This window comes from Agromyces sp. NPDC058484, from assembly GCF_042720415.1.
Taxonomy (GTDB): domain Bacteria; phylum Actinomycetota; class Actinomycetes; order Actinomycetales; family Microbacteriaceae; genus Agromyces.
In genome coordinates this window covers 123,607-149,073 of sequence record NZ_JBHXMP010000003.1, presented here as the reverse complement: position 1 = coordinate 149,073, position 25,467 = coordinate 123,607, and the positions used below count along the sequence as shown (strand labels likewise).

General features: G+C 70.1%; 24 protein-coding genes and 1 pseudogene. 13 read left to right on the top strand and 12 right to left on the bottom strand.

The genetic code is table 11. The features are described from left to right. The first annotated feature begins 172 nt into the window (after positions 1–172). Both ACFWN7_RS04255 and nagB read left to right on the top strand, forming a co-directional pair. Positions 173–1,345 carry an ROK family protein gene (locus tag ACFWN7_RS04255; RefSeq protein ID WP_376937539.1) on the top strand — a complete coding sequence of 391 codons (1,173 nt, stop codon included), beginning with the start codon at positions 173–175 and terminating at the stop codon, positions 1,343–1,345. A gap of 189 nt (positions 1,346–1,534) precedes the next feature. Beyond that, a complete protein-coding gene (nagB, locus tag ACFWN7_RS04250) occupies positions 1,535–2,320 on the top strand; it encodes a glucosamine-6-phosphate deaminase (protein ID WP_376937480.1) in 786 nt (261 codons plus the stop codon). 208 nt (positions 2,321–2,528) lie between these two features. Here the strand turns inward: nagB and ACFWN7_RS04245 are convergent. From ACFWN7_RS04245 to ACFWN7_RS04235, 3 genes and pseudogenes are all read right to left on the bottom strand, one after another. After that, positions 2,529–2,645, bottom strand: a pseudogene (locus ACFWN7_RS04245) (recombinase family protein); the annotation flags it as partial. Between the two features lie 143 nt (positions 2,646–2,788). Beyond that, a complete protein-coding gene (locus tag ACFWN7_RS04240; protein ID WP_376937479.1) occupies positions 2,789–3,328 on the bottom strand; it encodes a DUF6326 family protein in 540 nt (179 codons plus the stop codon). Between the two features lie 28 nt (positions 3,329–3,356). After that, positions 3,357–4,385: an NAD(P)-dependent alcohol dehydrogenase gene (locus ACFWN7_RS04235; RefSeq protein ID WP_376937478.1), complete on the bottom strand. Its 1,029-nt coding sequence runs from the start codon at positions 4,383–4,385 to the stop codon at positions 3,357–3,359. Positions 4,386–4,516: 131 nt separating this feature from the next. Between ACFWN7_RS04235 and ACFWN7_RS04230 the strand changes: the two genes are divergently transcribed. From ACFWN7_RS04230 to ACFWN7_RS04220, 3 genes are read left to right on the top strand one after another with little or no spacing between them, the layout of a single operon-like run. Further along, a complete protein-coding gene (locus ACFWN7_RS04230) occupies positions 4,517–5,215 on the top strand; it encodes a DUF2306 domain-containing protein (RefSeq protein ID WP_376937476.1) in 699 nt (232 codons plus the stop codon). Between the two features lie 4 nt (positions 5,216–5,219). Continuing rightward, positions 5,220–6,344 (top strand): sensor histidine kinase, encoded by a 1,125-nt coding sequence (locus ACFWN7_RS04225; protein WP_376937474.1) that lies wholly within the window; start codon positions 5,220–5,222, stop codon positions 6,342–6,344. Further along, a complete protein-coding gene (locus ACFWN7_RS04220) occupies positions 6,341–7,021 on the top strand; it encodes a response regulator (RefSeq protein WP_376937473.1) in 681 nt (226 codons plus the stop codon). The genes ACFWN7_RS04225 and ACFWN7_RS04220 overlap by 4 nt, the downstream gene beginning before the upstream one ends. A 487-nt stretch (positions 7,022–7,508) precedes the next feature. Here ACFWN7_RS04220 and ACFWN7_RS04215 read toward each other — a convergent pair whose 3' ends face one another. Further along, on the bottom strand, positions 7,509–8,099 hold the full coding sequence (locus tag ACFWN7_RS04215; RefSeq protein WP_376937472.1) for a TetR/AcrR family transcriptional regulator: 591 nt from the start codon (positions 8,097–8,099) through the stop codon (positions 7,509–7,511). A 95-nt stretch (positions 8,100–8,194) separates the two neighbouring features. Between ACFWN7_RS04215 and ACFWN7_RS04210 the strand changes: the two genes are divergently transcribed. Next, on the top strand, positions 8,195–9,280 hold the full coding sequence (locus ACFWN7_RS04210) for a hypothetical protein (RefSeq protein ID WP_376937471.1): 1,086 nt from the start codon (positions 8,195–8,197) through the stop codon (positions 9,278–9,280). Between the two features lie 22 nt (positions 9,281–9,302). Here ACFWN7_RS04210 and ACFWN7_RS04205 read toward each other — a convergent pair whose 3' ends face one another. Further along, positions 9,303–9,713 carry a YrdB family protein gene (locus tag ACFWN7_RS04205; protein ID WP_376937470.1) on the bottom strand — a complete coding sequence of 137 codons (411 nt, stop codon included), beginning with the start codon at positions 9,711–9,713 and terminating at the stop codon, positions 9,303–9,305. A gap of 23 nt (positions 9,714–9,736) precedes the next feature. Beyond that, on the bottom strand, positions 9,737–10,609 hold the full coding sequence (purU, locus tag ACFWN7_RS04200; protein ID WP_376937469.1) for a formyltetrahydrofolate deformylase: 873 nt from the start codon (positions 10,607–10,609) through the stop codon (positions 9,737–9,739). 165 nt (positions 10,610–10,774) lie between these two features. On the opposite strand from purU, the gene ACFWN7_RS04195 reads away from it, so the two are divergent. Further along, complete coding sequence (locus ACFWN7_RS04195) at positions 10,775–12,097, top strand: MFS transporter (protein WP_376937468.1); 1,323 nt, start codon at positions 10,775–10,777, stop codon at positions 12,095–12,097. Positions 12,098–12,212: 115 nt separating this feature from the next. On the opposite strand, the gene nagA is transcribed toward ACFWN7_RS04195, so the two are convergent. Genes nagA through ACFWN7_RS04165 form a run of 6 tightly spaced genes read right to left on the bottom strand, consistent with a single transcriptional unit; the run spans position 12,213 to position 17,934 of the window. Beyond that, positions 12,213–13,370, bottom strand: a complete 1,158-nt coding sequence (gene nagA / locus ACFWN7_RS04190) for an N-acetylglucosamine-6-phosphate deacetylase (RefSeq protein WP_376937467.1) — start codon at positions 13,368–13,370, stop codon at positions 12,213–12,215. Further along, positions 13,367–14,155, bottom strand: coding sequence for a DeoR/GlpR family DNA-binding transcription regulator (locus ACFWN7_RS04185; protein WP_376937466.1), 789 nt, complete (start codon positions 14,153–14,155; stop codon positions 13,367–13,369). The genes nagA and ACFWN7_RS04185 overlap by 4 nt, the downstream gene beginning before the upstream one ends. Next, positions 14,152–15,033 (bottom strand): class II fructose-bisphosphate aldolase, encoded by an 882-nt coding sequence (locus tag ACFWN7_RS04180; RefSeq protein ID WP_376937464.1) that lies wholly within the window; start codon positions 15,031–15,033, stop codon positions 14,152–14,154. The genes ACFWN7_RS04185 and ACFWN7_RS04180 overlap by 4 nt, the downstream gene beginning before the upstream one ends. Then, on the bottom strand, positions 15,030–16,061 hold the full coding sequence (locus tag ACFWN7_RS04175; protein ID WP_376937463.1) for a 1-phosphofructokinase family hexose kinase: 1,032 nt from the start codon (positions 16,059–16,061) through the stop codon (positions 15,030–15,032). Before ACFWN7_RS04175 ends, ACFWN7_RS04180 begins: the two co-directional genes overlap by 4 nt. Beyond that, positions 16,058–17,065: an ROK family protein gene (locus ACFWN7_RS04170; RefSeq protein WP_376937462.1), complete on the bottom strand. Its 1,008-nt coding sequence runs from the start codon at positions 17,063–17,065 to the stop codon at positions 16,058–16,060. The genes ACFWN7_RS04175 and ACFWN7_RS04170 overlap by 4 nt, the downstream gene beginning before the upstream one ends. Next, entirely contained in the window at positions 17,065–17,934 is an 870-nt protein-coding gene (locus tag ACFWN7_RS04165) for an SIS domain-containing protein (protein WP_376937538.1), read from the bottom strand. Before ACFWN7_RS04165 ends, ACFWN7_RS04170 begins: the two co-directional genes overlap by 1 nt. Before the next feature lie 415 nt (positions 17,935–18,349). On the opposite strand from ACFWN7_RS04165, the gene ACFWN7_RS04160 reads away from it, so the two are divergent. The 6 genes from ACFWN7_RS04160 (at position 18,350) to ACFWN7_RS04135 (ending at position 25,462) form a co-directional block, all read left to right on the top strand. Next, complete coding sequence (locus ACFWN7_RS04160; RefSeq protein WP_376937461.1) at positions 18,350–19,600, top strand: extracellular solute-binding protein; 1,251 nt, start codon at positions 18,350–18,352, stop codon at positions 19,598–19,600. A gap of 46 nt (positions 19,601–19,646) precedes the next feature. Continuing rightward, entirely contained in the window at positions 19,647–20,651 is a 1,005-nt protein-coding gene (locus tag ACFWN7_RS04155) for a carbohydrate ABC transporter permease (protein ID WP_376937460.1), read from the top strand. A 3-nt stretch (positions 20,652–20,654) separates the two neighbouring features. Then, positions 20,655–21,563 carry a carbohydrate ABC transporter permease gene (locus ACFWN7_RS04150; protein WP_376937459.1) on the top strand — a complete coding sequence of 303 codons (909 nt, stop codon included), beginning with the start codon at positions 20,655–20,657 and terminating at the stop codon, positions 21,561–21,563. Between the two features lie 622 nt (positions 21,564–22,185). Continuing rightward, a complete protein-coding gene (locus ACFWN7_RS04145; protein WP_376937458.1) occupies positions 22,186–23,499 on the top strand; it encodes an ABC transporter substrate-binding protein in 1,314 nt (437 codons plus the stop codon). 83 nt (positions 23,500–23,582) lie between these two features. Next, positions 23,583–24,557 carry a carbohydrate ABC transporter permease gene (locus ACFWN7_RS04140; protein WP_376937457.1) on the top strand — a complete coding sequence of 325 codons (975 nt, stop codon included), beginning with the start codon at positions 23,583–23,585 and terminating at the stop codon, positions 24,555–24,557. Beyond that, complete coding sequence (locus ACFWN7_RS04135; RefSeq protein WP_376937456.1) at positions 24,554–25,462, top strand: carbohydrate ABC transporter permease; 909 nt, start codon at positions 24,554–24,556, stop codon at positions 25,460–25,462. Before ACFWN7_RS04140 ends, ACFWN7_RS04135 begins: the two co-directional genes overlap by 4 nt. The last annotated feature ends 5 nt before the right edge of the window (positions 25,463–25,467 follow it).

Sequence of the window (25,467 nt, the reverse complement as noted above, 5' to 3'; positions counted from 1 at the left end):
GTTTCTGCCGCACGCCGTCACCTTCAGGTCACAAGTCGATAACAGCCCGCTGCAAGCGGTCGGGAGCACTTGCCACAGGTTTGTTCGTAAGCTTTACATAACAAATGTGACAGATGCGCTACGAAGCCCGGCCCTCGAGGCGACCGCGGCCCTGCAGGGGGCCGGCTCCGACGTGCTCACCGTGCCGTTCGGCGGCGCACCGATCTTCACGAGGTCGCGTGCGCTGCGGCCCACGGGCAAGGTCCTCCCCGGGCACGCTCGCAGCCACAACCGTGCGCTCGTGCTCCAGACCCTCTACACGGCTGGTGCGCAGAGTCGGGCGGATGTCGCGCGCGAGACCGGGCTGACCAGGGTCACCGTCTCCGACCTCGTCGCCGACCTCATCGCCGAGGGCCTCGTCGTGGAGCTCGGCCAGCGCGAGGACGCACGTCCCGGCAAGCCCGCGACCCTGATCGACGTCGACCGCGCCGCATTCCACATCATCGGCATCGACCTCTCCGAGCACCAGCGCTTCCTCGGCGCCGTCGTCGACCTCGAGGGCGGCATCGTCGCGCGCGCCGAGATCGCTCGCGACGGCGCGACGGGCGAGCAGGCGGTCGCTCTCGTCATCGAGCTCGTGCGACGCCTGCTCGCGAGCACCACGACGCCGGTGCTCGGCATCGGCGTCGGCTCGCCCGGCGTCGTCGACCCGCACGGCGTGGTGCGCTCGGCTCCGAACCTCGGGTGGAGCGACGTCGCGCTGCAGGCGCGTCTCGCCGAGGAGTTCGCCCTGCCCGTGCACGTCGCCAACGACGCCAACGTCGCCGTGCTCGCCGAGCACGGCGCCACCGACCACGACGACCTCCTGCTCGTGAAGATCGGCCACGGCGTCGGCGCGGGGCTGATCATCGGCGGGCGCCCTGTGATCGGCGGCGGCTTCGCCGCAGGCGAGATCGGCCATGTCGTGGTCGGCACAGACGGCGGCCCCCGGTGCGCATGCGGCAAGCACGGATGCCTCGAGGCCTGGCTCGCGGTGCCGAGGCTCACCGCCCAGCTCGACGAGCTCGACGCCGGCGCGCCCGACGCGGCATCCGCTCGCGACGACGTCCTGCGCGAGGCCGGCCGGCGGCTCGGCATCGTGCTCGCCCCCGTGGTCGCGGCGCTCAACCTGTCGGAGGTCGTGCTGAGCGGCCCCGCCGAACTGCTCGACGGCGTGCTCCATGAGGCGACGGTCGACACGCTCCGGCTGCGGACGATGGCGGCGCCGGGCCGCGACCTGAGGCTCCGGATGACCGAGCAGGCGGAGGACATCGTGCTCCGCGGCGCGGCCGTCATGGTGCTGTCCGGACAACTCGGAGTCTCGTGAGGGACTCCATGCTGCGCGGGTCGAGACCCCGTGAGGCTCGGCATCGTCACGGGGGCACGCACGGTATCCTGAACGCGTGGGCCGAGGACTCGGCCTTCTCGCATTCCCCGATCTCGCGCGGCCGGTGCATGACATCCCAGTCGGATTCCCGGCGGCCGCGATCGACGTCGCCCTCGTAGGAGTACACCAATGGCAGAAGTCGTGATCACCCAGGACGAGGATGCCGCGGGCACCCTCGTCGCCGACACGATCGTCTCCCTCATCCGCTCGAAGCCCGATGCCGTGCTCGGCCTCGCGACCGGGTCGACACCGCTCGCGAGCTATCGCGCACTCGCGCGCCGCATCGCCGACGACGCGATCGAAGTGCACGGCGTGCGGGGCTTCGCGCTCGACGAGTACGTGGGACTTCCCGCAGGGCACCCCGAGAGCTACCGCGCCGTGATCGCACGCGAGGTCGTGGAGCCGCTCGGCCTGACCCCCGACCTCATCCGCGTGCCGAACGGCGACCCGGCCTCGATCGAGCACGCGGGCGCCGACTACGAAGCGGCGATCACCGCGGCCGGCGGCGTCGACCTGCAGATCCTCGGCATCGGCCGCACGGGGCACATCGGGTTCAACGAGCCGGGCTCGTCGCTCGCCTCGCTCACGCGCGTGAAGACCCTCACCGAGCCGACCCGCTCGGACAACGCGCGGTTCTTCGATTCCCCCGACGACGTGCCGATGCACTGCATCACGCAGGGCATCGGCACCATCCTGCGTGCCCGTCACCTCGTGCTCCTCGCGTTCGGTGAGGCGAAGGCGCATGCCGTGGCCGCCGCCGTCGAGGGACCGATCTCGGCGAGCCAGCCGGGCTCGGCGATCCAGCTGCACCCGCACGCCACGGTCATCATCGACGAGGCCGCGGCGTCCGAACTGGAGAACCTCGACTACTACCGGCACGCCTGGGCGAACAAGCCGGCCTGGCAGGGCATCTGATCTCCCGATCCGCCCGGTCCTGGGCAGAACGGGTGAGCCGGGTCAGCGGATGCGTCCCGCTGCTCACACCGGGCCGGACCCGGAAAGCGGCAATCCGACGTGCCCGGCGATCACCTCGAACGCGTTGCGCCCGGAGCCCATGGAGACGCCCGGGCCGGGGTGGGTACCGGAGTCGTCAAGGTAGATCTGAACTCCGGAGCGGTAGCCGGTTCAGCACGCGAAGGCCCGCGCCGCGGTCGCGCAGCACCTGGGCGCAGCCGAGCATGTTCTGTGTCGATCGGCCGAGCCGATCCAAGGTCGTGATGACGAGCGTGTCCCCGGGTTCCTTACGGTAATCCTCCCCTCCATCAAACCCGTCGCGCGTCACCTACCGCTTCGTCCCAGTAGTAGTCGGTGTCCCACACCCGAGAGCCCACGCCGCGGCACCGAGGCAGACACCTGCGAACAGCGCGGTGACCGTTCCTCGGTTCAGGCTCGCTGCCGGAAGCGGTCGGCCTCACGGTCCGGGCTGGTCGCCATGGTCGCCGACGGCGCGGTGCGGGGCCAGGTCCAGGCGTACCGCAAGATAAGGGCGAGAACGATCACTTCCAGTGCGACGCCAACGACGTAGAAGTACATCCAGGACTCGCCCACCTGGCCCACCGCGTTGAATGCCGCGAAGGGGACCTGTACCGAGGCCACGATGAGGTTCGTGATGCGGTTGGCCCGGGCGGGCAGCGTCATCGACAGCACGACCATGAAGATCGGGATCGCCAGGAGGGTCAGCGCCGTGATCGCCCAGGTCTGGGTGATGTCGAACTCCCAGACGACACCGACGAGGATGTCATCGACGGTGCCGGGCTTGTAGAAGGCGAGAATGTCCACGTAGACGTACAGGAACATGAAGCTCGTCCACGCTGCCGCGAGCTTGACTTTGACCGGTGTCCGCGGGTCTTCCAGTGTGGTGGTGGCATGTTGACGTGTTCTCATCAGATACTCCGATGTTGTGGTGAGGATCGGCAGGTCCACGATCGTTGGCCACGACCGCGGGCACTTTCTATTCGTCTGTTGGGATATGGGTGGTGTCTGGTTCGGGGTGAGTGACGTGCAGCACGACGTTGCCCCGCTTGCGCCCGGTGTCGACGTAGCGGTGCGCCTCGACAATGTCGGCCAGGTCGAAGGTACGGTCGATGACGGCCTGGTAGCGACCAGAGTCCGCGAGGCTGACGAGGTGTGCGAGGTCGTCCGCGCCGGGTTTGCCGACGTCCCAGGTGACGAGTTTTCCCGAGCGTCGGCTCTGCCCGCGGCTGCGCAGCATTGACCACAGGTCGCTGATGACGAGCAGGAGTGCCCCGCCGGGGTTGATGGATGCCTCGACCCGGCCGAAGGGGGCGTTGCCGACGCAGTCGACGATCACGTCGTACGTGTCGCCGCCCGCGGTGAAGTCCTGTCGGGTGTAGTCGATGACCCGGTCGGCGCCGAGTGACGTGACCAGTTCGGTGTTCTTGCCGCTTGTCACGGCGGTGACGTCGGCGCCGAGCTGCTTCGCAAGCTGGATCGCGGCGGTGCCGACCGCCCCGGATGCTCCGTTGACGAGCACCGAGGTGCCCGGCCCGATCGCGACCTTCTTGAAGAAGCCCTGCGCGGTGATGCCGCCGAACACCAGCGTGACCGCCTCCCCGAGGGTCATGGTGGCGGGAGCCCGGGTGATCACGCCGTCGGCGGGCAGGCACGCGTACTCGGCGTGACCGCCGAACGATCCGCCCATCATGGCGATGACCCGGTCGCCGGGGGCGAAGGCGGTGACGCCGGCACCGACGGCCTCGATCACGCCCGCGGCATCCATGCCCAGGATGGGGCGGCTGGGCCGGAACACGCCGAGCCCGACGGCGGCGAGCATCCCGAGGCCGGCCGGGATGTCCCGAGAGCGAGCCCGGTGATCGGCGACACTCACCGTGCTCGCGTGCACCCGGATGAGGACCTGGCCGGGCTTGGGTGAGGGGATGGCGCGTTGATCGAGGTGAACCTCCTCTGGGGCGCCGAAGCGGCGGTAGACGGCCGCGGTCATGGTCGTGTTGGTTGTCATGACTCGATGCTCGCCGTCTCGGGGATGCGCGTCATCGGCCGAGAGGTCCGGATCCGGTCGGCCGAAAGTACGGCTCTGAGTCCGTGCTGAGGGCCGATGTCCGGGGCGCTCGATCAGGCGAACATCGAGTCATGTCGCAACGGATGACGACCACCCGCCCGGTTGCCGAGCAGAAGGGCAGGCGGCGGCGATCGAGGAGCGGGTGGCTTGCAATAACGGGCCTCCTGCTGCTCAGTGCACTCCCCGTGCTCGGCGGTGTGCTTCGCCTGAGGGAGGTGAGCGCCGACCCCGAAAGCACACTGCTGTCGGCCTCATCGGTGCCGATAGTTGCGCACATCGTGGCGATGAGCGTGTACTGCCTTCTGGGCGCGTTCCAGTTCTCTCCGGCACTGCGAACTCGGCGCGGTTGGCACCGTAGCGCCGGCCGTGCACTGATCCCCGCTGGATTCATCGCGGCACTGTCCGCCGTCTGGCTCGCGGTCTTCTTCGGTGGCCCCCCTGATGAGCTCGCACTCGCGATGATTCGTCTCGTGTTCGCCGTAGCGATGACAGTGTTTCTTGTGCTGGCAGTGATCGCGATCACGCGTCGCGACTTCATTGCGCACGGTGCATGGATGACACGCGCCTACGCGATCGCTGTCTCCGGCGGGAGCCAAGCGCTCGTCTTCGCGTTGTGGACGCTCATCGTCGGTGAGGTCGACGCATTCGGTGAGGCATGGCTCGTTGCCGCGGGCTTCGTGATCAACGGTGTCGTGGCGGAGTTGCTCATCCGGCGCCGGTCCCGCTGGCGGATGCGCGGGGTGTCGGGCCGTGGTGCGCTTGTATCATGACGTGGTGACCGGGCTCGTGCGTTCCGCGTGGAGTGCGCCGAGCGCCGTGCCCTCTCCGCCGCGCCGGGTCTGGCGGGATTGGGTTCTCGTGGCCCTCGTCGCCGTGGTGGCGGTGGTCGAGGGCACCCTCAGAACCGACCTGTCTCAGCCAGTGCTCGCGATGGTCGCGCTGCTCGCCGTGCTGCCGACCGTGCTGTGGCGCCGCACGAGGCCGCTGCTCATGCTCGTGATCGTGTTCGTCGTGATGGTGCCGATCGGCCTGCTGCTGCCTGATTCGAGCCTCTACTCGGGACTCTTCGTCATGGTGCTCGTCTACGCCCTGTTTCGTTGGGGTTCGGGGCGCGACCTGGTGATCGGGTCGGCCATCCTTCTCTCGATCCTCGGACTGTTCTTCGTTCGCGGGAGCGGTCTCGACGACCTGATCGGCGGGTTCGCGCTGCTGCTCACGGTCGCGCTGCTCGGTATCGCGTTTCGCTACCAGGCGGGATCCCGGCAACGTCGCCTCGATCGCATCCGGATGCTGGAGCGCGAGCACCTTGCCCGTGACCTGCACGACACGGTCGCCCACCACGTCTCGGCCATCGCGATCCGCGCCCAGGCGGGCCTCGCGGTGGCGGCACGGGATCCGCGCGCAGCGCAGGACGCGCTCGGCATGATCGAGGCGGAGGCGGCCAAGACCCTGAGCGAACTGAGGTCGATGGTGCGGGTGCTGCGGCAGGGCGAGCCGGTCGAGCTCGCGCCGAGCCCGCGGCTGGGTGACATCGAGCAGCTCGCTGGAACGAGGCCGGGCGGCGCAGCAGTCACCGTGAAGGTCGCAGGCGACGACGGCAGCATCCCGCCGCCCGTGGCCGCCGCGGTCTTCCGTCTCGCGCAGGAGTCGGTGACCAACGCCCTCCGTCACGCGCGGCAGGTTACCCGTGTCGACGTGCTCGTGGAGGCGGACGAGGGCGGGGTGCGGCTGAGCGTGACGAACGACGGAGACATCGCCGCGTCGCCGACGCCCGGCTTCGGCATCACCGGCATGATGGAGCGCACCGCCCTGCTCGGCGGCACCTGCCAGACCGGCCCGGCACCCGGCGGCGGGTGGGCCGTCACCGCGGTGCTGCCTCGTGTTGGATGGGCACCGTGACCATCCGCGTACTCATCGCCGACGACCAGGAACTCGTGCGCACAGGGCTGAGCATGATCCTCGACGCGCAGCCGGACATCGAGGTCGTGGGTCAGGCAGTCGACGGCAACGAGGCCGTCGCGCTGGCCCGAAGCCTGCGTCCGGATGTGTGCCTGTTCGACATCCGGATGCCCGGCCTCGACGGCATCGAGGCGACCCGCGTGCTCGCCGGCCAGGGCGTTGACGACCCGATGGCGGTCGTCATCATCACGACCTTCGACCTCGATGAATACATCTTCGCGGCGCTGCGGGCAGGCGCCAAGGGTTTCCTGCTCAAGGACGCCGGCTCGGTGCTGCTCGGCCAGGCGATTCGGGCCGCAGCACACGGAGATGCCCTCATCGCCCCCAATGTCACGGTGCGGCTGCTCGAGGCGTTCGCCGGAGCGGCGCCCGCCGCGCCGCTGCTGCAGCCGGTCGAACCGCTCACCGATCGCGAGGAGCAGGTGCTCGCGAAGGTCGCGATGGGGCTCAGCAACATCGAGATCGCGAGCGAGCTGTACATCACCCTCAGCACAGTGAAGACGCACGTCGCGAGCCTGATGACCAAGCTCGGCGCCCGCAACCGTGTCGAGATCGCCATCTGGGCGCATCAGACGGGGCGGATGCGCCCACGAACCACCGGCGGGGGCCACTCATGAGCAGGTCCTCCAGCGGCACAGCCCAGTCGCACATGCGGATCCACTTGCGGGCGCTCAACGCGTTGAAGTCGAGCTACTCGCGCGCCATGCCCTCGCCCGGGTGAGAACCTCGAGCACGACGTCAGCCTTGGCGTCCGCGTAGTGATTCATATCGCTCCACTGTTGTGATCCGGTCACCGGCGTCGCGGGCGATCTCGTTCGGCACGCCGAGGACGACCACCACCTTCTTCAGTGCCCGACCGGGCGGCACGCGGTGGACCGATCGTCGAGTCGTTCCAGGCCACGATGAACGGCTCCGCGGGGAGCGGACCGGCTCGGCACTCGATCGACGCGTGGGCGGTCAGCGCCATGCCGCCCGCCGCTCGTACGCCTCCAATGTCCGCACGCGCAGCCCCGCCCGCGCGAGGTAGCAGGCACAGACCCAGCCGTTCTGGCCGGCATCAATCACAATGGCGGCCGGCGCACTGGCGGATCCGTGTTCGGCGGGTCAGTGGGGGAGCGCTTCGGTCAACGCGCCGAGGTAGGCGTCCTCGTCGAAGTCGGCGACGATCGCGCGCTGCACCATGAACCCGGGCACGAGGCCGAGCGCGACCGGCGCAAAACGCGCCGCCCACGCGTCTGGGTCGCCCTCGACGCGACCGGGCACGGCGGTGGCCCATTCGACGAATTGCGTGCGCACGGTCGCTCGGACACGGCCGAGCACGCCCTCGACGAGTTCGCGGATCTCGGCGTCGACCGCAGCCTCGGCCCAGAGTTGCACGATGACGCCGCTGAACGGCTCCCGGCGCAGCCCGTCGAGGATGGTCGCCATGACCTCGCCCGGAGCGAGCGGGTCGCCGCCGGCCCGTCTGGCCTCGAGTTCGCCCTGGCGGGCGGCGAGGACGCGTCCGGCGACCGCGGCGAACAACTCCTTCTTGCCCGAGAAGTGGCCGTAGATCGCTCCGGCCGAGAGGCCGACCTCGTCGATGATGTCGGCCATCGATGTGCGCTGATAGCCGTTGACGGCGAAGCAGCGCAGCGCGCCGTCGATGATCTCGTCGCGGCGTGCGGTGCGATACGCCTCGGTCACCTTCGGCATGCTGGCCTCCAAGAAAAAGAATGCTCGTTCCTTGACAAGGATACGGCCGGAGCGGAAGATGATAAAGAACGAACATTCGCTTTCTTGGAGGAACGATGTCGAATCCGGATGCCACGACGACGCGCACTCCGATCGGCCGGGTCGTCGCGGTCGCACTCGCACTCGCCGCGGTCGTCGCCGTGATCGTCCTCGCGTTCTCGTGGCCGGCCGTTACCGCGGAGCCGAAGAACCTGCCGATCGCGATCGCAGGGCCCGCCGACGCGGTCTCCCCCGTTGAGCAGGCGGTCGACGACCAGTCGGCCGGCGCGATCTCCTTCGAGGAGGTCGACGACCGCGACGGGGCCATCGCCGGGATCGAGACTCGCGAGGTATACGGCGCCATCGTGCTCGGACGAGAGCCTGAGGTGCTCGTGTCGTCGGCGTCGAGCCTCGCCGTCTCCCAACTGCTCGGCGGCGTCGCCGCGCAGCTCGAGGAGGGCGTGAACGCGCAGGCCGCAGCGGCGGCCCAGGCCGCGGGCGCTCCCACGGCGCCGCCGCACATCGAGGTGACCGTGACCGATGTCGTACCGCTCGCCGACACCGACCCTCGCGGCACCGGCCTGACCGCGGCGCTGTTCCCGCTCGTGCTCGGCGGCATGCTCGGCGGCATCGTGATCTCGCTCGCCGTCATCGGAGCGATGCGCCGCGTGGTCGCCGTGCTGGTCTACGCGGCGGTCGGCGGTCTCGCGCTCGCCGGCATCCTGCAGGGCTGGTTCGGTTCGCTGCAGGGCGACTACTGGCTGAACTCGGCGGCGATCGCACTCGCGCTCGCCGCCGTCGCCGCGCCCATCACCGGGCTCGTCGCACTCATGGGCCGATCGGGGATCGCCGTCGGAGCGGTGACGATGCTGCTCGTCGCGAACCCGATCTCGGGCGCGGCGTTCCCCAAGGAGTTCCTCCCCGTGCCGTGGGGCGAGGCGGGCCAGTGGTTCCCGCCGGGCGCCGCGGCCACCCTCATGCGCGACCTCTCGTACTTCCCATCGGCCGACGCGACGTTCCCGTGGCTCGTGCTGGCCGCGTGGGCGGCCGGCGGCATCCTGCTCTCGCTCATCGGGCACTTCCGCGAGGCGGGCGGCGCGGAGCCCGACGCTGAGGCATCCGTCGCCGAGGAGTCGCACCGCGAGGCATCCGTCACCGTCTGACCGACGCGGGAGGGGCGCGGACTCAGCCGCCGAGCTGCTTGCGCCCGTTCAGGATGCCGCTGACCGCGGCCACGACGGAGAACACGACCGCCACGACGGGCTGGCCGAGCATCCACCAGCCGATCGCCGCCGCCGAGAACACGGCGATCTCCACGAGCGCCTTGCCGAACACGTCGACGTGGAGCACCGCCTTCGGCGAGACGAAGAGCGCCCACGCGAGGATCGCGAGCAACGGCGCGCCGATCCCGACGAGCACCCCGGGCCACGGGAGCGGAAACGCGAGGAAACCCCAGATTCCGAGCGAGACGAACGCGAAGAGCTCGAGGAGGAACCGGAGCACGTCGTTCGGTCCGACCTTCGGCTGCTGGGCGTGCCGCTGGGCGTGCCGCTGTTCGTGCCGCTGGTCGTGCTGCTCTCGCGGTGCGTCGTTCACGACGGTCAAGCCTACCCGCGCGCTCAGCGGAAGATGATCGTGCGGGCCCCGTCGAGGAGCACCCGCCGTTCGGCGAACCACTTCACGGCCTGCGACAGCGTGCGGCTCTCCTCGTCCTGACCGATGGCGACGAGTTCAGCGGGGCTGCGGGAATGGTCGACGCGCACGACGTTCTGCTCGATGATCGGCCCCTCGTCGAGATCGCTCGTCACGAAATGGGCCGTGGCGCCGATGAGCTTCACGCCGCGGGCGTGCGCCTGCCGGTAGGGGTTCGCGCCCTTGAAGCCCGGCAGGAACGAGTGGTGGATGTTGATGCAGCGTCCGGCGAGGGCGTCGCACAGCTCGGGCGTGAGGATCTGCATGTAGCGGGCGAGCACCACGAGCTCGATGTCGTGCTCTGAGACCGCGTCGAGCACGCGCTCTTCGAACCCGGCCTTCGACGCGGCATCCGTCACCGCGTGCGATTCGAACGGCACGCCGTAGAAGTCGACGAGATCGCGCAGGGTGCCGTGGTTCGAGAGCACCATCGGGATCTCGACCGGCAACTGCCCCGCGCGCTGGCGGAACAGCAGGTCGTTCACGCAGTGGCCCGCGGTCGACGCGAGCACGAGCGTGCGGAGCGGACGCCCGACCTCGTCGAGGTGCCAGGTCATCTGCCACGTCTCGACGACCGGTGCCAGGGCAGCCTCGAACTCGGCCCGGTCCGCGGGCGACTCCACCTGCACGCGCATGAAGAACCGCCCCGTGTCGAGGCTCGCGAACTGCTGGCTCTCGGTGATGTTGCCGCGTGCCGCCACGATCGCGCCGCTCACCGCGTGCACGATGCCGGGGCCGTCGGTGCAGGCGAGCGTCACGACCCAGTGGAACTGGTGCGAGGGTGCGGCATCCGAGGTCATCCGCCCAGAGTACTGCGTCGGGCGCGGTGTCCTGTGCCGGGCGTCGGGTAGGATGGTCTCGGTCGTGGCACACCCCGCGGCCCTGGGCGCGCACACGAGCGCGTAGTCGACCCGCACGGTGATCACACCCGCAGCGGGGAACGCCGTCGGAGAGACATCCCACCAATGTCGGTCACCGAACCCGTGCGCACACGCGCACCCGAGCGCACTCGCGCATCCCGACCCACTCGCTCATCCCAACCCACTCGCGCATCCCAACCCACTCGCGCATCCGAACTGCCCTGGCCGGGCCTCGTCATGCTCGCCGCGGGCGTGTTCATGTCCATCACCATCGAGATGCTGCCGACCGGGCTGCTCCCCGAGATGAGCGCAGGGCTCGGGGTCGCCGAACCCCTGGTCGGCCTGCTCGTGTCGGTGTTCGCGTTCGCGGTCGTCGTCACCTCGACGCCGCTCACCGCACTCACCAGCCGGATGCCGCGGCACGGCCTGCTGGTGATGGTGCTCGTCGTGCTCGGACTCACCACGCTCGCCTCCGCGTTCGTGCCCGAGTACTGGATGCTCGTCGCCGTGCGCGTCGTCGGCGGCGTCGCGCACGGGCTCTTCTGGGCGCTCGTCGCCGCCTACGCGGCACGGCTCGTGCCCGACCGCCTCATCGGCCGCGCCATCTCGGTCACCCTCGGCGGCGGCACGCTCGCCCTCGTCGCCGGAGTGCCCGCCACGACGGTGCTCGGGCAGGCGCTCGGCTGGCGTCCGGTGTTCGGCATCGTCGCCGCGCTCACCCTTGCCGCCGCCGTCGCGGTGTGGCGGTTCCTGCCGCCCGTCGGCACGGACGCCGGAGCAGCCCCGACCGCGGCGCGGTTCCGCCGCGGCGACGTGGCGCTCGGGCCAGTGCTGCTCGTGTGCGCGGTGACCGGGCTGACGATGCTCGGACAGTACGCCGTGTTCACCTACGTGGCCCCGCTCATCACGGATGTCGTCGGGCTCGACTCCGGAGCGGTCGGTCCGCTGCTCTTCGTGTACGGCGTCGCGGGTGCGGCCGGACTCGCCGTCGCCGGATCGCCGCTCGCGGCCCGGCCGGTGCGGGCGATGGCCGGTGCGATGGCGCTCGCCGCGGTGGCGCTCACCGTGCTCGGCCTCGCCCCCGGGGTCTGGCCGTCGCTCATCGCCTTCGCGGTGTGGGGTCTCGCCTTCGGTGCGATCCCGCCGCTCCTGCAGACCCGGCTGCTCCAGGCAGCGCCCGCCGGCCACCGCGACGCCGCGAGCGCCCTCTACACGACGGCCTTCAACATCGGCATCGGCGGCGGCGCCCTCGTCGGCGCGGTGCTGTTCGACTGGGTGGGCGTGCGGAGCCTCCCATTCGTCTACGCGGCGGTGCTCGTCGCGCTCACGGCCGTGCTGTCGCGCGAGGTCATGGGCCGGATGCGCCGGGGGCATCAGTCCACGATCGTCGCCCCGGCCACCGGGCCCGTGCGGTCGCCCGCGGCGTAGAGCTCTGAGGCGGCACCCGCGGCGCCCAGCCCGTGGGCGACGTGCTTTCCGGGTGCGGCTGATGCTTCTCCGTCGCGTGAACAGAAGCCGCGAACCGCGTCCACCGATGGGGCGCTCAGGCGAGGCGCACGCCCGCGCCCCACACCGCCTCGACGGTGTGGTCGGGCGACAGCAGCACGGCGTCGGCCGCGTAGCCGGGGGCGAGGCGGCCGAGGTCGCCCGCGCGCCCGATCGCCGCCGCGGGCGTCGCCGTCAGCGCGCCGACGGCGTCTTCGAGGGGGATGCCGCTGTCGATGACGGCGTGGCGAAGGGCCGCGTCCTGCGTGAGCGTGGAGCCCGCGATGGAGCCGCCCTCGAGGAGGCGTGCCACGCCGCCGTCGACGATGACCCCGAGCGACCCGAGCACGTACTCGCCGTCTGCGGCGCCCGCCGCTGCCATCGCGTCGGTGACGAGTGCGACGCGGCCGGGGGCGCCCGAGAACGCGAGTCGCACGACGTCGGGATGCACGTGCACCCCGTCGTTGATGATCTCGAGCGTCACGTGGTCGGCGTGCATCGCCGCCACGACCGGCCCCGGCGCTCGATGGTGGATGCCGCGCATGCCGTTGAATGCATGCGTGAGGATCGACGCCCCGGCATCGAACGCGGCGAGCGTCGCCTGGAAGTCGGCGCCCGTGTGCCCGACCGCGACGGCCACGCCCGCGTCGACGAACCTGGCGATCGCCTCGGGCGCACCGGCGTGCTCGGGCGCGATGGTGATCTGCCGCAGCATCCCGTTCGACGCCTCGAGCAGGTGATCGACGGATGCCGCATCAGCGGTGCGCAGCAGGACGGGGTCGTGCGCCCCGCGGAACTCGTGATCGAGGAACGGCCCCTCGAGGTGCGCGCCGAGCACGCGAGGGTCGGATGCCGCGACGCGGGCGATCGTCTCGAGGCGCCCCGTGAGCGCATCGACGGGCGCCGTCACGAGCGAGAGCACCGAGCGGGTCGTGCCGTGGGCGTTGTGCACGGCGAGCACGGTCTCGATCGCCGCCTCGCCCTCCTCGACGGAGGCGCCCCCGGCGCCGTGGCAGTGCAGGTCGATGAATCCGGGCACGAGGTGGCGGCCCGCGGCATCCGTGACCGAGGCTTCGGCGGATGCCGTATCACGCCAGGTGTCGCCGATGCCCGTCTGCGCCACGCGGTCGCCCTCGAAGCGCACCCACGCGTCGGCGACCGTGTCGTGCCCGCTGACGAGCCGGGCTGAGTGGATGACGGTCGCGGAAGTGCTCACTCGGCAACGATAACGTCGAAGCCCCGGTCGGCGAGACCCGCCAACTGCTCGGACGTCGCCCCGCGGTCGGTGATGAGCGTCGAGAAGAGACGGCCGGTGCCGATCGCCGCGAACGCCCGCTTGTCGAGCTTCGACGAGTCGGCGACGATCACGGCGTGCGCAGCCCGCGACGCCATGAGCGCATTGACCGCGGCCTCGCGTTCATCGTGCGAGGTCGGGCCCACGACGGGGTCGATGCCGTTCACGCCGATGAACGCGTAGTCGAGGGTGATGCTGCCGAGCACGGCATCGGTGTACGAGCCGACGAGCTCGTACGACCGCGCGTGCACGACACCGCCCGTGACGACCGTCTTGATCTGCGGGCGCATCGCGAGCTGCATCGCGATGTTGATCGCGTTCGTCACCACGGTGAGGCTCGGGTCGTGCGAGGGCTCCATGATGTCGGCTCGGGCCATGAGCGCGTCGGCGATCGCCGTCGCGGTGGTGCCGCCGCAGAGCCCGATCACCGCCCCGCGCGGCACGAGGGCGCTCGCAGCGTGCGCGATCGCCGCCTTCGCGACCGGGTTCTGCTGGTTCTTGTACCGGATCGGCAGGTCGTACGCCACCGAGTGGGCGACGGCGCCGCCACGCGTGCGGGTGAGGAGCTGCTGCTGCGCGAGGGCGTCGAGGTCGCGACGTGCGGTGGCGGGGGAGACGTCGAGACGGTCGACGATGGCGTCGACCTCGATCTGGCCGCCCTCGGCGAGCAGGTCGAGCACGGCGCTCAGGCGTTCGGCGCGATTCATCCGTTCTCCTTCGCGCTGGAGGCGAACGGGGCGGAGGCGAGCGGGGCGGAGGCGAAGAGCGTGAGCAGGCGCGCGGCCTCGCGCTCGACGGCGTCACGGCCGGCCGCGGTGTACTTGCGCGAGTCCACGACCGACGGATGCTGCGACAGGTGGTCCCGGATCGCCGCGGTGTAGCCGGCGTTCAGGTGGGTCGACACGTTGATCTTCGTGAGACCGGCGCGGATGCTGCGCACGATCGTGTCGTCGGAGACGCCCGACGACCCGTGCAGTACGAGCGGCACCGGCACGGCGCCGGCGAGCCGCTCGACGAGGTCGAGGTCGATCGCGGCGGTGCGCTCGGTCATCGCGTGCGACGAGCCCACCGCGACCGCGAGTGCGCCGACGCCGGTCTCGGCGACGAAGTGGGCGGCCTCGCCGGGGTCGGTGCGCACGCCGGGCGCGTGGGCGCCGTCCTTGCCGCCGATCTCGCCGAGCTCGGCCTCGACGAGCACGCCCGCGGCATCCGCATGCCCGACCACCCGGCGGGTCGTCGCGACGTTGTCGGCGAAGCCGAGCTTCGCGCCGTCGTACATGACCGAGCCGAAGCCGCGGTCGATCGCTCGGAGGGCGAGCTCGGGGTCCTCCGCGTGGTCGAGGTGCACCGCGATCGGCGCCGTCGACGCCTCGGCGATCGCGAGGGTCGCGAGCGCGATGGGCTCGAGGGCGCCGTGGTAGCGGATGCAGTTCTCCGACAGCTGCAGGACGACCGGCAGGCCCGCCGCTTCGGCGGCGCCGGCGAGCGCCTCGGCGGTCTCGAGGTGCACGACGTTGAACGCGCCGACGCCGCGTCCGGCGGCGTGCGCCTCGTCGAGGATGGTGCGGGTGGGGGTCAGGGTCACGAGTGCTCCTCGGTGATGATGCGATTCTCGGTCGGCTGGGTGCCGGCGGTCGGCTGGAACTCTGCTGTCGGACGGAACTCTGCGAACGGCGCGACGACGACCTCGGCCTCGAGCTCCGGATGCCGCGGCGAGAGCTCGCCCGCAAGGGGCATGAGCACGGCACTGGCCGACCACGCGGTCGCGCGGCGGGCGAGGTCGGTGCGGGCGCGGGCCGCGGCATCCGTGTCGGCTCCGAGGTCGTCGCCCGAGGCGAGCGCCGCGACGATGGCGGCCACGGCGGCGTCGCCGGCGCCCGTGGCGTTGCCGTGCAGGGGTCTCGGCAGCCGGGCGTGGATGGCGTCACCGGTTCGCCCGGCGACGACGAGCCCGTCGGCGCCGAGCGAGACGACCACGAGGCGTGCCCCGAGCTCGAGCAGGGCGCGCGCGCCGTCGAGCGGGTCGGAGCGGCCGGTGGCCCACTCGAGCTCTTCGCGGTTCGGCTTCAGCGCGTGGGCGCCGGCCCGTGCGGTGGCGAGGAGTCCGGGGCCGCTCGTGTCGGCGACGACCGGGGTGCCCGCGCGAACGAGGTCGGCGACGAGGTCGCCGAGGTCGTCGGTGCCGAAGCCGGGAGGAAGACTCCCCGACACGGCGACCGCGCGGGCGTTCCGCCCGAGACGAGCGGCCTCGCCGAGGAGGGCGGCGGCATCGGCGGCGTCCAAGGTGGCGCCGACCTCGTTGAGGATCGAGGTGTCGCCGCTGCGGTCGTCGACGACGGCGATGCTGCGCCGGGTGGGCGCGGTGACCGGCAGCAGTCGGTGCGGGACGCCGGATGCCGCGAGCTCGGCCGTGAACTCCGCGCCGGTCGCGCCGCCCGCCGTCGCCAAGGCGAGCACGTCGTGCCCCTCGGCGTGGAGCACGCGGGCCACGTTCAGGCCCTTGCCGCCCGCGCGGGACGCACCGGCGGGCACCCGATGCGTCTGGCCCGGCGTGAGGCCGTCGACGTGCCAGGTCATGTCGAGCGCCGGGTTCGGGGTCACGGTGAGGATCACGGCGTGCCCTCCCGGTCGATCGCCGCGGCGAGGTCGCGAGCGGCGAGCGCGGTGCCGAGCAGGCCCGCGTCGTCGCCCAGCCTGGCGTGCAGCAGCACGGGCCGGCGATGGAAGCTGAGCAGCGCGTCGAGACGCTCGCCGAGCGGCTCGAACAACGCGGCGCCGGCCTGCGCGAGCCCGCCGCCGATCACGACCGCCTCGGGGGCGAGGATCGCGACGAGTCGGGCGAGCTCCTCGGCGAGGGCGCGGACCGCGTCGTCCCAGATGCGCCGGGCGTCGGCGTCGCCGGCTTCGGCCGCGGCGAGCACCTCGCGTGCGCCGCGCACCGCGACACCCGACGCCGCCGTGTACCTGCGCGCGATCGCGCTGGCCGACGCCATGGTCTCGAGGCATCCGATCGCCCCGCACGCGCACCGTTCGCCGAGGGGATCGCTCAGCGCGTGACCCAGCTCGCCCGCATAGCCGCCGCCGGCGTACGGACGGCCGCCGAGCACGAGCGAGCCGGCGATGCCCGTGCCGATCGCGAGCACCACGACGTCGCCGTAGCCCTGCGCCGCGCCGAGCCGGTGCTCGGCGTCGCCCGCCGCGCGCACGTCGTGCCCGAACGCGACCGGGAGCCCGAGCGCGCGCTCGGCGAGCTCGCGGATCGGTGCGTCGCGCCAGCCGAGGTTCGAGGCGAAGACCCCGACGCCTGAGCGCTCGTCGACGAGCCCGGGCACGCTCACGCCGGCCGCGACCGGGTGCACGTCGGACGCCTCGGCCAGGTGCTCGCCGACGAGTGCGGCGAGCGACGCCACGACCGCGCCGGCGGGGTCGCTCTCGTCACGCGGGGTCGGCGTGCGGCGCAGTCCCAGGAGCCGGCCGTGCCGGTCGACGAGCGCGGACTTCGTGTCGGTGCCGCCGACGTCGAAGGCGAGCACCGCCTCGCCGGCGCCGAGGAGGGCAGCGGGCGTGGTCGTCGGGGTCGCGGCGACCACGGCGTCCGGTGCCTGGAATCCGTGCATCAGCCCGCGAGGATGACCGAGCGGGTGAGGTTGCGAGGCGAGTCGGGGTCGAGCCCCTTCGCCCTGGCGCGCTCGAGCGCCACGCGCTGCGCGCGGACGAGCTCGGCCATCGGGTCGAGACGGCCCGCCTCGAAGCGGGCGCCGGTCGCGGCGACCTCGTCGCCGAGGCCGGCAGGCGCGTCGCCGAAGTGCCACGTGACACGGCCGGGCGCCGCGATCGAGATCGGTCCGTGCCGGTACTCCATCGCGGGGTACGACTCGGTCCAGGACTGCGAGGCCTCGCGCATCTTGAGCGCCGCCTCGTGGGCGAGGCCGACGGCCCAGCCGCGGCCGAGGAAGGTGTACTGCTCGGCTCCGACGAGCTCGGGGTCGAGCTCCTCGCCGATCGCGCGCTCGGCGTCGGCGACGGCGCCGCCGAGGTCCTCGCCGAGCGACGCGCGGAAGAGGGCGAGCGCCGTCGTCGCGAAGCGGGTCTGAACGACCGAGCGCTCGTCGGCGAACGGCAGGGTCACGGCATCGTCGACCAGATCGACGAGCGGGGAGGACGCGTCGCCGATGACGCCCACGGTGCGCACGCGGCCGCGAATGCCCTCGACCAGCTGGAGCACCTCGCTCGTGGTGCCCGAGCGGGTCAGCGCCACGACCGCGTCATAGCCGCGGTCGACGAAGGCCTCGGATGCCGCGAAGGCATCGGTCTCGCCGTGGCCGCCGGCTTCGCGGAGCCATGCGTACGACTGCGCGATGAACCAGGAGGTGCCGCAGCCGACGACCGCGATGCGCGCGCCGGATGCCGGGAGCAGCGCCTGCTCGGCCGTGAGCGACGCCGCACGGGCCCAGGTCTCGGGCTGGGAGGCGAGCTCGGCCGCCATGTGGGCTGCGGGGGCGGCGGGGGTCTGTGGTTCGCTCACGATCGATGCTCCAGGTGGGGTGAGTGGTCCGTCACGCGGCGAGCCGCGGCGGCATGACGATTCAATGATTACAGATGACCATTCCGGATGTCTATCGATCAGTCGAGCGATTGTTTTTCGCATGACGGACCTGCTGCCGGGTTTGTGAGGAACCTGAACAAAATCTCGTAACAAATGTGTTTCGCGGCTTGACGGCCGCGAGGCATCCGTCATAGATTGCCCTGCGTCGAATGAACGAAGATGATCGTTATTCGGCGAAACAGTCAGGAAGCATCAAGGTTCGGGTTCGCTCGACTCCACGATTCCCGACCGTACGCACCGTCGCGCGAGGCTCAGCTGCGTCAGGTGCCCCCATCCACCAGAGTGAGGAAGCACAATGAAGAAGTCACTGCGTCTCAGCGCCGCAGTCGCGGTCGCCGCGGCCGCGTCGCTGACGCTCGCGTCCTGCGGGTTCGGCGGCGGCACGGGCGGCGACACTGCCGCCGACGGCACGACGACCCTCGACATGCTCGTCCCGAGCTACTCCGACGCGACCCAGGCGAACTGGGAGACGGTCATCGCTGGCTTCGAGGAGGAGAACCCCGACATCGACGTCAAGCTCGAGGTGCAGTCCTGGGACAACCTCGAGTCGGTCATCACCACCAAGGTCCAGGGCGGCGAGGCACCCGACATCTACAACGGCGGCCCGTTCGTCGGCTTCGCCGGCGACGGCCTGCTCTATCCGGCAGACGAGGTCGTCTCGTCCGAGACCCTCGCCGACTTCGATGAGGGCTTCCTCAAGACCGTGGAGTTCGAGGGGGCGCCGTACGCGCTGCCCTTCATCGCCTCCGCTCGGGCACTCTTCGTCAACAACGCGCTCCTCGAGCAGGCGGGCGTCGCGGCGCCGCCCACGACGTGGGACGAGCTGCTCGACGCCGCAACGAAGGTCTCCGCGCTCGGCGGCGGCGTCGCCGGCTACGGCATGCCGCTCGGTTCCGAGGAGGCGCAGGCCGAGGCGGCCGTGTGGCTCTGGGGCGGTGGCGGCACGTTCGGCGATGCATCGGAGATCACCATCGACGACCCGGCGAACCTGCCGGGCGCCGAGCAGATCAAGAAGATGATCGACGCGGGCGCCACCCAGGCCGACCCCGGAGCGACCGATCGCACGCCGTTGTTCGACATCTTCGTGCAGGGCAAGCTCGGCATGCAGGTCGGGCTCCCGCCGTACGTCGGCAAGCTCGCCGAGGACAACCCCGAGCTCGACTACTCGATCGTTCCGATCCCGACGCAGGACGGCAGCCCGATGACCGTCGGCGTCGGCGACCAGCTCATGGCTTTCCAGAACGACGGCGACAAGCAGGACGCGATCACGAAGTTCTTCGACTACTTCTACACGGCCGACGTGTACGTGCCGTGGGTGCAGGCCGAGGGCTTCCTGCCGGTCACGAAGTCGGGATCGGAAGAGCTCGGCGGTGAAGAGGCGCTCAAGCCGTTCCTCGACGTGCTCCCCGACGCGCAGTTCTACCCGACCACCAACCCCGCCTGGTCGTCGGCGGATGCCGCGTTCAAGGCGCTCTTCGGACAGATCCAGACCAAGCCCGCCCAGGAGGTCCTGACCGAGATCCAGACCCAGGTCGACGCGGGCTGATCCGAGCACGATCCCAGCACCCGGAAGGATCGGTGACCACCGAATCATGAGCACCACATCCGATGTGTCATCGACCCAGGCGGGGGCGGCCGACGGCCGCTCCCGCCCCGGCGGCCGAGGCCGCCGGCCGGGCGCCTCGCCCACCGGCGGCGAGCCCGGGCCCAAGCGTCCCGGAGGGCGAGAGCTCCTTGCATCCCTGCCCTGGATCGGCCCCGCGCTGATCCTCATCTTCGGCGTCGTGCTGTTCCCAGCCGTCGTCATGTTCTACAACTCGACCCGGGACATCTCCATCTCGGGTGTGGACAAGGGTTCCGTCGGCCTCGACAACTACATCGAGGTCTTCACGTTCCCGTACTTCTGGCCGATCTTCCTCCGCACGATCGTGTGGGTCGTCGTGGTCGTCGCCGTGACCGTCGTCATCTCCCTCGGGCTCGCCCAGATCCTGAACAAGGCGTTCCCCGGCCGCCGGATCGTGCGCCTCGCGGTGATCATCCCGTGGGCGGCATCCGTGGTGATGACGACGATGGTCGTCTACTACGGACTCGAGCCGTACTTCGGCATCATCAACAAGTTCCTCGTCGACATCGGCCTGATCGCCACGCCCGAGGGCTACGGCTGGACCCGCAACCCCGAGACGGCATTCGCCTGGTCGATCGTGGTCGCCATCTTCGTGTCGCTGCCGTTCACCACGTACACGATCCTCGCGGGACTCCAGACCGTGCCCGGCGAGGTGCTCGAGGCGGCCAAGATGGACGGCGCGGGCCCCGCTCGCACCTACTTCGGCGTCGTGCTCCCGCAGCTTCGCAGCGCCCTGAGCGTCGCCGTGCTCATCAACATCATCAACGTGTTCAACTCGCTGCCGATCCTCAAGGTCATGACGGGCTCGATCCCCGGCTACGACGCCGACACGATCATGACGATGATCTTCAAGTACATCCAGAACCAGCACAAGGTCGACGTCGCGAGTGCGCTCTCGGTCGTCGCCTTCGTCATCGTCATCGTGATCGTGGCGGTGTACGTGAAGGCCGTCAAGCCCATGAAGGAGGTCTGAGAGATGGCCGTCACCGCCCCCGCCTTCGAGACGATCGCCCCGCCCGCGGCATCCGCTCGCAAACGGCGCTACACCGAAGACCAGGTGCCGCTCGGCAAGCTGCTCCTCCGCATGCTCGCAGGGCTCATCGTGCTGCTCGTCTTCATCCTGCCGTACGTCATCATGTTCTTCGGCTCGGTGAAGACGAAGGCGCAGATCCGCTCGGTCGATCCCACCTACTTCCCCACGGAGTGGCACTGGGAGAACTACATCAACATGTGGTCGACGCCCGAGACGCCGCTGCCGCAGAACCTCGTCTCGACCATCATCATCTCGGTGTTCGCGACCCTGCTCGTGCTCCTCGTCGCGATGCCCGCGGCCTACTACACGGCGCGGTTCAAGTTCCCGGGCCGCATGGTGTTCCTCTTCCTCGTGATCGTCACGCAGATGCTGCAGCCCGCGGTGCTCACCTCCGGCCTCTTCCGGCAGTTCGTCGCGCTCGGCATGATCGACACCTGGGCGGCGATGATCTTCATCAACGCCGCGTTCAACCTCTCGTTCGCGGTGTGGATCATGCACTCGTTCTTCGCGGGCGTGCCCAAGGAGGTCGACGAGGCGGCGCAGATCGACGGCGCGGGCCGCATGACCGTGCTCTTCAAGATCAACCTGCCGCTGGTCTGGCCCGGCATCGTGACGGCGATCGTGTTCACGTTCGTCGCCTGCTGGAACGAGTTCGCGGCGTCGCTCGTGATCCTCTCCACGGCCGGAAACCAGCCGCTCTCCGTGGCGCTCACGAAGTTCGTCGGTCAGTACGAGACGTCGTGGCAGTACGTGTTCGGCGTGTCGATCGTGGCGATCATCCCCGTGGTGGTGCTGTTCATGCTCATCGAGAAGCGCCTCGTCGGCGGCCTCACTGCGGGCAGCGTGAAGTAGCCTGTTCCGGCCATCCCGTTCCCGCGGCATCCCGGTGGGAGCCAAGCGCGGCGACCCGCTCTCCGACCGGCGCACGCGCTTCGATCCGGACCCCGCGGCCCGATACGTCGACGGTGTACGACTCGTCGGCCGCGCCCGTGGCGCCGGTCTCAGCGGGCGTGACGTCGCGATCGACCATCACGAGCGAGATGTCGGATGCCGCGGCATCGCCGTCCTCCGGAAGGTCGTAGCCCGTGGCGGGCGCGCAGTTCGACGCCGAAGCCGGCGCCGACCGACCGTGCCGCGTCGGGCGCGACGATGCGAGACCGTGCGTCGAGCCGGAACGGTTCGACGGAGTCCTGCAAGGTCGGCGAGGCCGGGGCTGGAACGATGCCGGTCACGGTCACTCCGTCCTGGCCGGGCGACCGCCCTCGCATCGTCGGGGTCGCCGTGGCGAATCGTGTTCGCGCTGTACATTTCGTGCTAACGGTGTCGATTCGGACTTGAAATCCAGCGAAAAATAGATATTGTGAACGCAAACATTATTCTGACGGAGATGGAACGCACGCGAGTGCACCGCGTCAGCCGATGGATCCGCCCCGCGCACCACGGGGCGGCGATCACCTCAAAGAGGAGCGACAACATGACATCCAAGATTCGCTTCGCGCGTTCCGCCGCTTTCGCGGCGGTGGCGGCGATCTCCGCCTTCGGGCTCGCGGCCTGCAGCGCCGGTGGCGGCTCGACGGGCGGCGGCGACGGCGAACCGGTCGAGATCACCTACCTGCACCGTCTCCCCGACGGCGAGGGCATGACGCCGGTCAACGAGATCGTCGATCGGTGGAACGAGGAGAACCCCGACATCCAGGTGACGGCCACCAAGTTCGACGGCGCGGCGACCGACATGATCCTGAAGCTCGAGACCGACCTCAACGCCGGAACCGGGCCCTGCCTCGCGCAGCTCGGTTACGCCGAGGTGCCGCAGATGTACGTCAAGGGCCTGGTCGAGGACGTGGCCGACGAAGCCGCCAAGTACGCCGATGACTTCTCCGCCGGCGCGTACAGCCTGATGACCGTCGGCGATGCCGTCGTCGGCCTGCCGCAGGACACCGGCCCCCTCGTGTACTTCTACAACGCGACCGAGTTCGAGAAGCTCGGCCTCGCCGTTCCCGAGACGATCGAGCAGCTTGCGAGCGAAGCCGCAACCTCGGCCGCCGCGGGCAAGTACATCGCCGCGTTCACGCCCGACGAGGCGCAGTACTGGCTGTCGGCCCAGGCCGCCGCCGCCGGTGACACCTGGTTCACCACCGAGAGCGACGAGTGGAAGGTCGACACCGAGGGTGAAGGCTCGCAGACGGTCGCCGCACTCTGGCAGGGCCTCGTCGACAACAAGCAGGTCGTGGTGACGGAGCGCTGGGGCGAGGGCTTCCCGGCTGCGCTCAACGACGGCAGCCTCATCGGCCACGTCGGCGCCGCGTGGGAGGCCGGCTTCCTCCTCGACTCGCTCGACGGCACGCCCGCCGAGGGTCAGTGGCGTGTCGCGCAGCTGCCCGACTTCGGTGCGGGCGCGATGACCGGCCCTGACGGTGGCTCCGGCGTGGCCGTCATGAAGGGCTGCGAGCACCCTGCCGAGGCGATGGAGTTCAACGCCTGGTTCAACACGCAGGTCGACGACCTCGCTTCGCAGGGCCTCGTCGTCGCCGCGAACGGCACGCCTCAGACCAGCGAGAAGATGCTGCGCCAGTTCGGTGACCAGGACGTGCTCGCCGAGCTCGCAGAGGCATCGGCCAACCTGAACCCCGACTTCGTGTACGCTCCCGGCTTCGCGTCGCTGACCCCGATGAACGAGACCGCCTCGGGAGTCGCCGGCGGCTCGGCCACGGTCGCCGACATCTTCACCACGGCGCAGACCACCGCGGTCGCGACGCTCGAAGACCTCGGTCTGCCGGTCGCCGAGTGACGATCGGAGACGACTGACACCGCGCCGGCGGAGGACACGACACGTCGTGCCTCCGCCGGCGCCATTCATCGGACGGGAGAACCATGACCCTCACCACCCCCGCGGCCGCCCCTGCGGCCGCCGACGCGCCCGCGCCCGCGCCCACGAGAGGTCGCCGACGTCGCGGCCGGCGGGAAGCGGTGACCGGATGGCTGTTCATGCTGCCCTTCGCGATCCTCTTCGTCGTCGTCTTCCTGATTCCGATCCTCGTCTCGATCCAGTCGTCGCTGTTCGCGCAGCAGCCCTCGGGCGATGGCCTGTACGGCGGCGGCGAACTCGTCGACACGTTCGTCGGGTTCGACAATTTCGCGCTCGCGATCGGCAGCGCATCGTTCTGGACCGGCATGGGCAGAGTCGTGCTGTATGCGGCGATCCAGATCCCGGTCATGATCATCGCGGCACTCTTCCTGGCATTGCTGCTGGACTCGTTCATCGTGCGCCGTCCCGGCTTCTTCCGCCTCTCGTTCTTCCTTCCGTTCGCCATCCCGGGCATCATCGCCGCGATGATGTGGCTTTACCTCTACACCCCTGAGGTATCGCCCTTCATGGACTACCTTCCCGAGGGCACCGACCTCATGGGCCCGGGAATCGTCCTCTTCTCGATGGCGAACATGACGACGTGGACCTACACGGGCTACAACATGCTGATCTTCCTGGCCGCGCTGCAGGCCATTCCGCGCGACCTGTACGAGGCGGCGCGCATCGACGGGGCATCCTCGTGGCAGATCGCGACGCGCATCAAGGTGCCGCTCGTGCGCGGCGCCGCGCTCCTCGCCGTGCTGCTGTCGATCATCGGCACGATCCAGCTGTTCAACGAGCCCGTCATCATGGAGAGCGCGAACCCGTGGATGGGCAAGGCCTTTACGCCGATGATGCTCACCTACAACTCGCTGCTCGGCGCGGTCTCGCCGTCGGGCACCGGCATCGCCTCTGCCTATTCACTGCTGATGGCGGTCATCGCCGGAGTGCTCGCGATCGTGTATGCGCTGCTGCAGCGCCGGAAGGGAGACGTCGCATGAGTGCGACGACGCTGATCGAGACCGTTCGGAGCCGTTCGGCGAAGTCCGCTGCGGATGCCCCGCCGAAGGCGGTAGCCCCGAGCCCCATTGCGAAGGCGTTCGGCATCATCGCCCTCGTCATCGCCACCCTGTACTTCCTGGTTCCGGTCTTCTGGCTCTTCGTCGCCTCGACCAAGAACAACCGTGACCTGGTCTCGACCTTCGGGTTCTGGTTCGCGGAGTGGAACCTCGCCGAGAACTACGAGAGCCTCATGGCCTGGACCCAGGGACTCTTCTGGCAGTGGGTCGGCAACTCGATCTTCTACTCGGTGACGGCCGGCGTGGTCGGCACCCTGTTCGCCGTCATGGCGGGGTACGCGATCGCCAAGTTCGCGTTCCCCGGCAGGAAGATCGCGGTCGGCGTCATCATGGCGGGTCTGCTCATGCCCGTCGCGCTGCTCACCGTGCCGCTGTACATCGAGTTCCACGCGCTGGGCCTGGTCGACACCGTGTGGGCGATCATCATTCCCTCTGCGGTCTCGCCGTTCGGGGTCTTCCTCGGCATGGTCTACGCGCAGAGCTCGGTGCCGACGGAGCTGCTCGAGGCCGCTCGCATCGACGGGGCCGGCGAGGCACGCATCTTCTTCACCATCGTGCTCCGGCTCCTCGCCCCGGCGATGGTGACGATCTTCCTGTTCATCTTCGTGGCAACCTGGAACAACTTCCTGTTGCCGCTTCTGATGGTGTCGTCACCGGAACTGAAGCCCGTCACGCTGGGCCTGTTCGGCATGGTGAGCTACTTCGACCCCGACAAGGGCGCCGTCATGCTCGGTGCGCTGCTGGGCGTGATCCCGCTGATCATCCTCTTCTTCAGCCTGCAGCGCTACTGGCGGTCGGGCCTGGCCGCGGGCGCGGTCAAGGGCTGATCGCC

Bases quoted from the DNA above. Each gene is read 5' to 3' on its own strand.
- nagB (WP_376937480.1), top strand. From the start codon at position 1,535: ATGGCAGAAGTCGTGATCACCCAGGACGAGGATGCCGCGGGCACCCTC.
- ACFWN7_RS04235 (WP_376937478.1), bottom strand. From the start codon at position 4,385: ATGACAACCAACACGACCATGACCGCGGCCGTCTACCGCCGCTTCGGC.
- ACFWN7_RS04230 (WP_376937476.1), top strand. From the start codon at position 4,517: ATGTCGCAACGGATGACGACCACCCGCCCGGTTGCCGAGCAGAAGGGC.
- ACFWN7_RS04215 (WP_376937472.1), bottom strand. From the start codon at position 8,099: ATGCCGAAGGTGACCGAGGCGTATCGCACCGCACGCCGCGACGAGATC.
- ACFWN7_RS04210 (WP_376937471.1), top strand. From the start codon at position 8,195: ATGTCGAATCCGGATGCCACGACGACGCGCACTCCGATCGGCCGGGTC.
- purU (WP_376937469.1), bottom strand. From the start codon at position 10,609: ATGACCTCGGATGCCGCACCCTCGCACCAGTTCCACTGGGTCGTGACG.
- ACFWN7_RS04195 (WP_376937468.1), top strand. From the start codon at position 10,775: ATGTCGGTCACCGAACCCGTGCGCACACGCGCACCCGAGCGCACTCGC.
- ACFWN7_RS04185 (WP_376937466.1), bottom strand. From the start codon at position 14,155: ATGAATCGCGCCGAACGCCTGAGCGCCGTGCTCGACCTGCTCGCCGAG.
- ACFWN7_RS04170 (WP_376937462.1), bottom strand. From the start codon at position 17,065: ATGCACGGATTCCAGGCACCGGACGCCGTGGTCGCCGCGACCCCGACG.
- ACFWN7_RS04165 (WP_376937538.1), bottom strand. From the start codon at position 17,934: ATGGCGGCCGAGCTCGCCTCCCAGCCCGAGACCTGGGCCCGTGCGGCG.
- ACFWN7_RS04160 (WP_376937461.1), top strand. From the start codon at position 18,350: ATGAAGAAGTCACTGCGTCTCAGCGCCGCAGTCGCGGTCGCCGCGGCC.
- ACFWN7_RS04155 (WP_376937460.1), top strand. From the start codon at position 19,647: ATGAGCACCACATCCGATGTGTCATCGACCCAGGCGGGGGCGGCCGAC.
- ACFWN7_RS04150 (WP_376937459.1), top strand. From the start codon at position 20,655: ATGGCCGTCACCGCCCCCGCCTTCGAGACGATCGCCCCGCCCGCGGCA.
- ACFWN7_RS04145 (WP_376937458.1), top strand. From the start codon at position 22,186: ATGACATCCAAGATTCGCTTCGCGCGTTCCGCCGCTTTCGCGGCGGTG.
- ACFWN7_RS04140 (WP_376937457.1), top strand. From the start codon at position 23,583: ATGACCCTCACCACCCCCGCGGCCGCCCCTGCGGCCGCCGACGCGCCC.
- ACFWN7_RS04135 (WP_376937456.1), top strand. From the start codon at position 24,554: ATGAGTGCGACGACGCTGATCGAGACCGTTCGGAGCCGTTCGGCGAAG.